We start from the raw sequence: 8,546 nt of genomic DNA on the forward strand, positions 1-8,546 counted from the left end.
CCCGTGCCCCCGCGCCTCGAACGCCGGCGGGGCTGGAACGGGCCGGCGCGGCTGGAGTGCCCGGCGGGGCCGAAAGATCGGGTCTCCGCCCCGGACCCCCGTCCAGGCGGGATGCCTGGAATCATCGGCCCGCACCACCACATCCGCGACGGCACCCGGGTCCACCTCCGCCTCGTACCGCGCGAACGCCGCCACCGTCCACCGCGCCGACTCCTCCGTCCGCCGACCCAGCGCCCCCTGCGACAGCCGGATGTGGACGCTCAGGTCGAAGGGGAACCACCGCCCCAGCAGCAGCGGACCGTGCACCAGCAGCACCCCGCCGGGCGGGAGTTCCGCGTACGGGCTGCGCGTCGCCCGGTCGGTCACCGGGTCCCACAGGTCCGGGAGCACCCGCCCGGTCCCGCCGGGATCCGTCGGGCCGAACACCTCCCGCCAGAGCGCGGCCGTGTCGTACCAGCCGTCGAGGTACGCGTCCACGTCCTGCCGGCCGTACTCGAAGCGGAGGGAGGCGGGCCGCAGGAATCCGTCGGTCGCCACCACCATCACCGCACGTCCACGCCTGCGCAGCGCTTGCGCGAGCTCCTCCGCCAGCACCCCGGTCCCGGCGGCCGGCGCTCCGTCGATGCCCACCCGCTGCCAACTGCCCTGCTCCGGCAGGTTGTCAGGGTCGTCCAGGTGACCGGCGAGCCGCTCGGCCATCCGCTGCCATGTGATCGCTTCCCACTTCACCGGCCCATTGTCAGTGGTCGGCCTTAGCGTTTTTCACGAGGGATCACCGGCGGAAACGGAGCCGGCGGCCCGGCCTTCGGGGAGGGATTTGTCATGGCTCGGGAGACGACGTATCTGGAGCTGTCGCAGGACGGCGACGGAGCGCACAAGTTCTACGAGGTGACCGTGGACGGCACGGCCGTCTCCGTGCGGTACGGACGCATCGGCGCGGACGGCCAGTTGCAGAGCTCCTCGTTCCCGACCGCCGAGAAGGCCCGGGCGGCCGCCGCGAAGAAGATCGGCGAGAAGGTCCGCAAGGGGTACGCCCCGGCCGTGCAGGGGCAGCGCGCGGCCCGGTCGGTGACCCGCCGCCAGGTGACCTCGGCTCCGTCGACGGCGCGTGCGGTGGCCCCGGTGCTGTGGCGCTTCCGCACCGGCTCCTCGGCTTTCGGGATCCACGTGGACGAGGACCGCTGCTGGGTCGGCAACCAGGCCGGTGACGTCTACACGCTGAGCCACGGCGGTGAGGTGCTGGCCCGGTATGCGCTGCCGGACGGCGTGAAGTGCCTGGTGGCGGACGAGTTCTGGATATACGCGGGCTGCGACGACGGCACGGTGTACGACCTGTCGTCGAAGGTTCCCTTCGGGGCGTACGACATCGCGGAGGACGTGGACATCTTCTGGCTCGACATCCGCGAGGGCGTCCTGAACGTCTCCGACCGCAACGGCGGGCTGACGGTCATCGACCACGAGGACGAGTTCCAGTGGTCGAGGCGCTCGGCCGGTTCCAACGCGTGGATGGTCCGGGCGGACGCGGACGCCGTCTACCACGGGCACAGCAAGGGGGTGACGGCGTACGCGCCGGACGGCGGCCGGGAGCTGTGGCACACCGCGACCAACGGCTCGGTGCTGTTCGGCTGGCAGGAGGACCACGCGGTGTACGCGGGCACCGGGCGGAACACCGTGCAGCGGCTGTCGAAGGCGACGGGCGCGGTGGAGGCCACCTACCGGTGCGACGCGGCGGTGTACTCGTGCGCGACCTCGCCGGACGGAAGGCACGTCTTCGCGGGTGACCTCTCCTCCTCGGTGTACTGCTTCGACGCCGACGGGCAGCGGCTGTGGAAGCTGGGCACGGGCAGCGGGTCGGCCCTGTCCATGCAGTACCTGGACGGGCGGCTGTACCTGGTCACCACGGACGGTTCGCTGGTCTGCGTGGATGCGAGCGAGCAGGCGATCGCGTCGGCCCAGCAGGGCTCGGTGCCGGCGCCGGTGGACGTGAAGTCGGCGGCGGCGCTGCCGGTGTTCACCCCGGCCGCCTCGGCCTCGGCGGTGGCGACGGTTTCGATGGCCGCGGTGGCCGCTGCGCCGGCCGGCGGTGTGGTGGTGGAGTGCGTCCAGCAGGGCGGCCGGGTGCGGGTGCAGGTGGTGTCGGACGGCTTCGAGCCCTCGTGGAACGTGCAGTTCCCGCGCGGGATACGGGAGCCGGGCGCCCGGTACGTGGTCGAGGGACTGCACGCCGCCTCAGGGGGCTTCTACCGGGTCCGCGGAGAGATACGTCGGCTTGTGTGAGCGGCAGGCCGCCGGCGTGGCCCCGGCCGGGGCCGGGGTGGGTATCGCGAAGGGGGTCCCCTCCGGGAGCGCGGGGGTCACGTAGAGCACGACCGGCTCGGTGCCGAGGTTGTGGCCCAGGTGGATGTGCCCGATGCCCGCGGGTTCCACGAAGGTGGTTCCGGCCCGGTGCACCTCGACGGTGCGGTCGTGCAGGACCCGGGTCAGGGTTCCCGCCAGCACCACCGCGTCCAGCCGTACCCGGTGGAAGTGCCAGCCGGTGCAGCCGCCGGGCGGGATGACGATCTTCCGGCCCGACGGGGTCCCGGCACCACGTGCCCTGCCCGGCGGTGCCGTCGTCGCCTGTCGTCCACCCATGTGTCCTCCTCCGTGGACCGGCCCCCGGCCCACGGCCCCACCGTAGAAGGGGTTGCTTTATCCAGGAAGAGTTGATGAAACATCAACCGACCGTCCTCACCAGGTGATATGGGGCGCCTACGGCGGTATCACCCCTGTATGAGCCTGGTGGTGTTCGAGTCTCTGAAGCAGATCCACTGCGCCGAGTGCCGGCAGGGCCCGCTCCGGCACCTCGTACGCGAGGCGGGCGTGCCGCGCTGCCTGGACTGCGCGGATCTCGGGCACCTCGTCTATCTCCCGCGCGGGGACGCCGCGCTCACCCGCCGTTCCCGCGAGGCCAGTTCGCTCTCCGCCGTGGTCGTCCGCTTCAACAAGCGGCGCCGTCGGTACGAGCGCCAGGGACTCCTCGTCGAGGAGGCCGCCCTCGCCCGCGCGGAGCGCGCCTGTCTCGCGGACTCCGAGGCACGGGCGCGCCGCCGCGAGCGCGACCGGCTGCGCCGCGCGGCCGAGGACACCCGGTTCACGGCCGCTTTCGCCGCCGAGATAGTGCGGCTGTTCCCCGGATGTCCGGCCGACCGGGCGGTGGCGATCGCCACGCACGCCTCGGTGCGCGGCAGCGGCCGGGTGGGCCGCACCGCGGCCGGCCGGGCCCTGGACGAGTTGGCGGTCTCGGTCGCGGTACGGGCGGCGGTGCGCCACACCGACACCGAGTACGACGCCCTGCTGATGGCGGGCGTCCCCCGGTTCGCGGCCCGGGCCCGGCTGGCCGCTCGGATCGACGCCATCCTGGACGGGTGGCGCTCCGTGCCTAGTTGAGGCGGAAGCGGCGGTAGAGGAGGACACCGCCGAGCAGGAGCGCTCCGCTGCCGGGCAGCAGGTATCCGAGGCCGTCGGCCCCGGTGCGGGCGAGGGCCTCGGTGTGCCGCGGCGGTGCGGGCGGGGTGACCGGCCGTTCGGCGACGGGCGTTTCGACGACGGGCGGCTGGACGACAGGCGGCTGGACGACGGGCGGCTGGGCGGGCTTGCCACCGGTGGGCTCCTCGCCGTTGACGGAGGTGTTGCCGTGCGAGGAGTTGCCGACGCCGACCACGTTCACGGAGTTGCCGCTGAGGTTCAGCGGAAGCTCGACGGGAAGCTGCAGGCCGTTGCCGGACAGCACCCCCGGGGAATCCTTTCCGCGCCCTTCTGCCACGGCCCCTCCACCGTTTCCGGCTCCCGGTTTCGCCGGATGCGAGGACCCCGGCCCGGAATGCCCGCCACCGCCTCCCGCCGTCTCGTTGGTACAGCGGTTCCCGGCGGCCGGGTTGAGCACCCCGACCACGCTCACGGTGTTCCCGCAGACGTTGACCGGGACGTGCACCGGCAGTTGCACCAGGTTCCCGGACAGCAGCCCCGGCGAGCGCTCGGCCCGCCCGCCCGCGTCCGCATCGGCGTAGGCGAATCCGCTCACGCCCGCGACCGCCAGCCCGCCTCCCGCAACCACCGCCGCGATCACGCCATTCCGACGACTGTGACGCATCAGTTTCCCTGCCTTCCGGAGGAGTCAGCGGGCGCTTCACCCGCACCGGAGATAACGCGGTAAACCCATTCGGGTTATAGAGCGGGTAAGCATTTCACTCCATCGTGTACTGGGTAGTCCCTAGTTCATGACTGATCGCCCGCTGCTCCTCCTCGACGTGGACGGACCGCTCAACCCCTTCCGTTCGCCCCTCGCCGGTCTGCGCGGCTACCGGAGCCACCGGATGCGGCCCGACGTCTGGCTCTCCTACCGCGACCCGGAGTCGCGCAGCGCCCGGCGCGGCGCGCGGGTCCGCCTCCACCCGTCCCACGGGGCCCGGCTGCTGGCCCTGCCCTTCGAGCTCGCCTGGGCCACCGCCTGGACGCACCAGGCCAACACGCTGATCGCCCCGCACATCGGACTGCCCGGAGACCTGTCCGTCGTCGAATGGCCGGAACTGTTTGTCGAGGACCCCGACGGCCTCTCCTGGAAGACCCGCCACCTCCTCGACTGGGCGGCGGGCCGGCCCTTCGCCTGGGTCGACGACATGATCAACCCCCGCGACCGCGCCTGGGTCGCCGCCCACTACCCGGCCCCGGCCCTCCTCCTGCGCATCCACCCCCGCCACGGACTGCGCGACCGCGACTTCACCACCTTGACCCGCTGGGCCGCCGGGCTCAGCCCAGCAGAGCGGTGACCGGGTCCGGCGAGGGGTGGCCCGTGGGCCACCAGTCCTCGTCGTCCGGGCGGGACTCGTAGGCGTACCAGAGGGCGTCACGGCCCAGGCGGAGCTGGCGGGTGCGGCTGGTGAGACGGTTGCGGTCGGGGCGGAAGGATCCCTGCGCGGCGGCCAGCAGCAGCGGGCGGGCCCGGTCGAAGGGGCCCGCCGGCGGGTCCCAGGGCTCTTCGAGCGCGGCCAGTGCAGGGCTGCCGCCCTGGCGCCACGCGGCGGCGGCCCGGGCCAGGTCGGTGGTGGTTCGGCCGGTGGCGCGGGCCAGGTCGCGGTAGAGGGTGCGGGCCGCGCCGGTGAGCCCGGCCGTCGGGTGCGCGGACGCCAGCCGGACGGCGTCCTGCCAGAGGCCGAGCCCGGCGATCGGGTCCTCGCCGGTCGTGAGGAGGGAGAGTGCGCGGGCGGCCGCGTCGCAGGCGAGCTGGTCGAGGGCCAGCGGGTCCGGGGCCGCCGGATCGGCCGGGTAGGCGGGCGGGAGCCCCGTGGCGGCGGGGACCGGAAGCGGTGCGGGCAGCAGCGGAAGGCTGGTGCGGGCGAGTGCGGACCGAGCCGGGACCCCGGGGAAGTCCGGTGCCGTGTCGGGCTGTTCGCGCGCGGCGTGGGCGGCGTTGCGGCGGGTGAGCTCCTCCAGGAGCTCCCGCTCCCCCCGGCCGCGCAGGAGCAGCAGGACGAAGGGGTCCTCGTCGAGGAGGCGGGCCGCCCGGTAGCAGAGGGCCGCCGCGTGCTTGCACGGCGGACGTCCGAAGTCCGGGCAGGAGCAGTGCGGGACGAGCTCGCCCGCTCCGGGCAGGACGCTCTGCGCCAGCGACTGCGGAACCTCCCGCTCCAGCAGCGCGGCGAGTGCCGCGGGGTCGGCCGCGACCGCCTCCAGGAGCTCGTTCCACTCCTCGTCCGCGAAGGCGGGCAGGGTCAGCTCGGTGCGGTACGGGCGGGGCCGGCTGCCCCGGACGTACGCCACGATCCGGCCGGGCGTGACGGTCACCGCGTCGACGTGCCCCTCCGCGGCGTACGCACGGCCGCGTGCCAGGCGGGCGCTGTCGTGGGAGACCTCCTCCAGCGCCGTCACCCAGGCCCGGCCCCACCAGCTCACCGCCGCCGCCCCGGCGGGCACGGTCTCGAAGGTGCGGCGGCGGTCGTCCCGCGCGGTGATCATGCGGGCCTCCGCAGGGAGACGAGATCGGCCAGCTCGCGGTCGGTCAGCTCGGTCAGCGCCGACTCGCCCGAGCCGAGGACGGCGTCGGCCAGGGCCCGCTTCGCCTCCAGCATCTCGGCGATGCGGTCCTCGACGGTGCCTTCGGCGATGATCCGGTGGACCTGTACGGGCTGGGTCTGGCCGATGCGGTAGGCACGGTCGGTGGCCTGTTCCTCGACGGCCGGGTTCCACCAGCGGTCGAAGTGGATGACGTGGCCGGCCCGGGTGAGGTTCAGCCCCGTGCCCGCCGCCTTCAGGGACAGCAGGAAGACGGGGACCTCGCCCGCCTGGAAACGGTCGACGAGCTCCTCCCGGCGCGGCACCGGAGTCCCCCCGTGCAGCAGTTGGTGGGAGATCCCCCGGGCCGACAGGTGCCGTTCGATCAGGCGGGCCATCGTCACGTACTGGGTGAAGACCAGCACCGAGCCGCCCTCCGCCAGGATCGTGTCCAGCAGCTCGTCCAGCAGGGCGAGCTTGCCCGAGCGGTGCGCGATCCTCGGCTGCTCCTCCTTGAGGTACTGCGCCGGGTGGTTGCAGATCTGCTTGAGCGAGGCCAGCAGCTTCATGATCATGCCGCGTCGTTCCATGCCCTCGCTCGACTCGATCACGGCCATCGCCTCCTCCACCGCGGCCTGGTAGAGCGAGGCCTGCTCCCGGGTGAGGGAGACGGGGTGGTCGGTCTCCGTCTTCGGCGGCAGCTCGGGCGCGATGCCGGGGTCGGACTTCTTGCGGCGCAGCAGGAACGGCCGGACGAGCGCGGACAGCCGGGCGACCGCCGCCTCGTTGCCGCCGTCCTCCTCCGTCTGGTGTTCCACCGGGCGGGCGTGGCGGGCCCGGAAGGCGGTGAGCGGCCCCAGCAGCCCCGGCGTGGTCCAGTCGAGCAGCGCCCACAGCTCGGAGAGGTTGTTCTCCACGGGGGTGCCGGTCAGCGCCACCCGGGCCGGTGCCGGCACCGTGCGCAGCGCCTTCGCGGTCGCCGAATGCGGGTTCTTGACGTGCTGCGCCTCATCGGCGACGACCATGCCCCACCGCTGCTGTGCCAGCAGGTCGGCGCTGGCGCGCATCGTGCCGTACGTGGTGAGCACGAACCCGCCCTCGCAGGACGTCAGGTCCTCGATGCTGCGGCCGCCGCCGTGGAAGCGGCGCACGGGCGTGCCGGGGGCGAACTTCTCGATCTCCCGCTGCCAGTTGCCCAGGAGGGACGCGGGGCACACCACGAGCGTCGGCTCGGGCCGGTCCCGGTGCAGGTGCAGCGCGATCAGGGTGACGGTCTTGCCGAGGCCCATGTCGTCGGCGAGGCAGCCGCCGAGACCGAGGGAGGTCATCAGGTCCAGCCAGGCCAGGCCGCGGGCCTGGTAGTCGCGCAGGGTGGCCTTGAGCGCGGCGGGCTGCGGGAGCGGGGCCAGCTCCCCCGTCAGCCGCTCCCGCAGGGCGGCCAGTGCCCCCACCGGCACGGCCTCGACCGGCTCGCCGTCGACCTCCGCCGTTCCCGAGAGCGCGGCGGCCAGCGCGTCCACCGGGTCCAGCACGCCCAGTTCCCGCTTGCGCGCCTTGCGGACCAGCTCCGGGTCCACCCGCACCCACTGGTCCCGCAGCCGTACGACGGGCCGGTGGGCCTGTGCCAGCGCGTCCATCTCCCCCGGGGTCAGCCGGTCACCGCCCAGCGCCAGTTCCCAGGAGAAGGCGAAGAGGTGCTCGGCGTCGAAGAAGGCGGTGCCGTCGGTCGCGGAACCGGGCGCGGTGGACCGTACGACGGCGGTCGCCGACAGCGTACGGGCCAGCTCGCGCGGCCAGTGGACCAGGACCCCGGCGGCCGCCAGCCGGCTCGCGGCCACCCCCAGCAGGTCCTCGAGCTCCGGGTCGGACAGGGCGAGGGAATCGGGCACGGGCTGGTCCAGCAGCCGCAGCAGGGGCGGCCAGACCCGCGCGGCCCGGCGCAGCGCGAGCACGGCGTCGATCCGGGCGCGGGGGCCGAACCCGGCCGCCGCCGTGCCCGCCCACAACTGCCCGGCATCGGTGACCAGGGTCGGATCGGCGAGGCTGTGCACCTGGACGACGGCGGCCCCGGCACGCCGGACGTCCTCGCCCTCGGCCTCGTCGAAGAGGCGGAAGGAGGACAGGTCGAGGCGCAGCGAGACGCCGACCCCGGCGTCGGCTCCGGCCGCGACCTGCGCGGCCCAGTCCTGTATGCCCGGCACCCGCTGCGCCTCCCGCGCGGCGAACGGCCGCCCGGCGGCCACGGCCGCGGCCGGGGTACGGGGCAGGCTGTCGGCGACGGCGTCGAGGAACGCGCGGACCAGCGCCTCCGGTTCGGGCAGCTGGAGCGGACGGCGGCCGGGGAGGGGGGTCGCGTACCCCTCGTGCGGCAGGGCCGCGGCGACTGCGCGCAGGTGGTCGATGTCGGCGGCGTCGAGCGGGCCGGCACGCCAGGCGTCCACCCCCTCGGGGGTGAGCCCGGGGAGCAGCCGGCCGCGGGCGGCCAGGGTGAGCGCCTGCGTGGCGGCGGTCCCCCA

Annotated in this window: 7 protein-coding genes and 1 pseudogene; 3 read left to right on the forward strand and 5 right to left on the reverse strand. The window is 74.2% G+C overall.

Going from position 1 to position 8,546, the window contains the following annotated elements; genetic code table 11:
- Positions 1 to 93 precede the first annotated feature (93 nt).
- A pseudogene (locus PV721_RS37935) lies at positions 94 to 729 on the reverse strand (uridine kinase); the annotation flags it as partial.
- A 93-nt stretch (positions 730 to 822) separates the two neighbouring features.
- Here PV721_RS37935 and PV721_RS37940 point away from each other — a divergent pair.
- Entirely contained in the window at positions 823 to 2,277 is a 1,455-nt protein-coding gene (locus tag PV721_RS37940) for a WGR domain-containing protein (protein WP_319732577.1), read from the forward strand.
- Here the strand turns inward: PV721_RS37940 and PV721_RS37945 are convergent.
- Positions 2,230 to 2,634 carry a cupin domain-containing protein gene (locus PV721_RS37945; RefSeq protein ID WP_319732578.1) on the reverse strand — a complete coding sequence of 135 codons (405 nt, stop codon included), beginning with the start codon at positions 2,632 to 2,634 and terminating at the stop codon, positions 2,230 to 2,232. The genes PV721_RS37940 and PV721_RS37945 overlap by 48 nt on opposite strands.
- Before the next feature lie 108 nt (positions 2,635 to 2,742).
- Between PV721_RS37945 and PV721_RS37950 the strand changes: the two genes are divergently transcribed.
- The gene (locus PV721_RS37950) at positions 2,743 to 3,429 is read left to right on the forward strand and encodes a DUF2293 domain-containing protein (protein ID WP_416371267.1); all 687 of its coding nucleotides are present in this window, start codon (positions 2,743 to 2,745) and stop codon (positions 3,427 to 3,429) included.
- On the opposite strand, the gene PV721_RS37955 is transcribed toward PV721_RS37950, so the two are convergent.
- Entirely contained in the window at positions 3,422 to 4,132 is a 711-nt protein-coding gene (locus tag PV721_RS37955; protein WP_319732582.1) for a chaplin, read from the reverse strand. The two genes, PV721_RS37950 and PV721_RS37955, sit on opposite strands and share 8 nt — an antisense overlap.
- 127 nt (positions 4,133 to 4,259) lie before the next feature.
- Between PV721_RS37955 and PV721_RS37960 the strand changes: the two genes are divergently transcribed.
- A complete protein-coding gene (locus PV721_RS37960; protein WP_319732584.1) occupies positions 4,260 to 4,808 on the forward strand; it encodes a hypothetical protein in 549 nt (182 codons plus the stop codon).
- Here PV721_RS37960 and PV721_RS37965 read toward each other — a convergent pair.
- Positions 4,789 to 5,994, reverse strand: a complete 1,206-nt coding sequence (locus PV721_RS37965) for an SWIM zinc finger family protein (protein WP_319732585.1) — start codon at positions 5,992 to 5,994, stop codon at positions 4,789 to 4,791. The genes PV721_RS37960 and PV721_RS37965 overlap by 20 nt on opposite strands.
- The coding region (locus PV721_RS37970; RefSeq protein ID WP_319732587.1) for a DEAD/DEAH box helicase at positions 5,991 to 8,546 on the reverse strand (2,556 nt) is incomplete at its 5' end. The genes PV721_RS37965 and PV721_RS37970, both read right to left, overlap by 4 nt.

The sequence above is a fragment of the Streptomyces sp. MB09-01 genome, assembly GCF_033794505.1.
Taxonomy (GTDB): domain Bacteria; phylum Actinomycetota; class Actinomycetes; order Streptomycetales; family Streptomycetaceae; genus Streptomyces.

What these genes read in the sequence shown, in the direction of transcription:
- PV721_RS37940 (WP_319732577.1), top strand. Translation starts at nt 823, where the DNA reads ATGGCTCGGGAGACGACGTATCTGGAGCTGTCGCAGGACGGCGACGGA.
- PV721_RS37945 (WP_319732578.1), bottom strand. Translation starts at nt 2,634, where the DNA reads ATGGGTGGACGACAGGCGACGACGGCACCGCCGGGCAGGGCACGTGGT.
- PV721_RS37950 (WP_416371267.1), top strand. Translation starts at nt 2,743, where the DNA reads ATGGGGCGCCTACGGCGGTATCACCCCTGTATGAGCCTGGTGGTGTTC.
- PV721_RS37955 (WP_319732582.1), bottom strand. Translation starts at nt 4,132, where the DNA reads ATGCGTCACAGTCGTCGGAATGGCGTGATCGCGGCGGTGGTTGCGGGA.
- PV721_RS37960 (WP_319732584.1), top strand. Translation starts at nt 4,260, where the DNA reads ATGACTGATCGCCCGCTGCTCCTCCTCGACGTGGACGGACCGCTCAAC.
- PV721_RS37965 (WP_319732585.1), bottom strand. Translation starts at nt 5,994, where the DNA reads ATGATCACCGCGCGGGACGACCGCCGCCGCACCTTCGAGACCGTGCCC.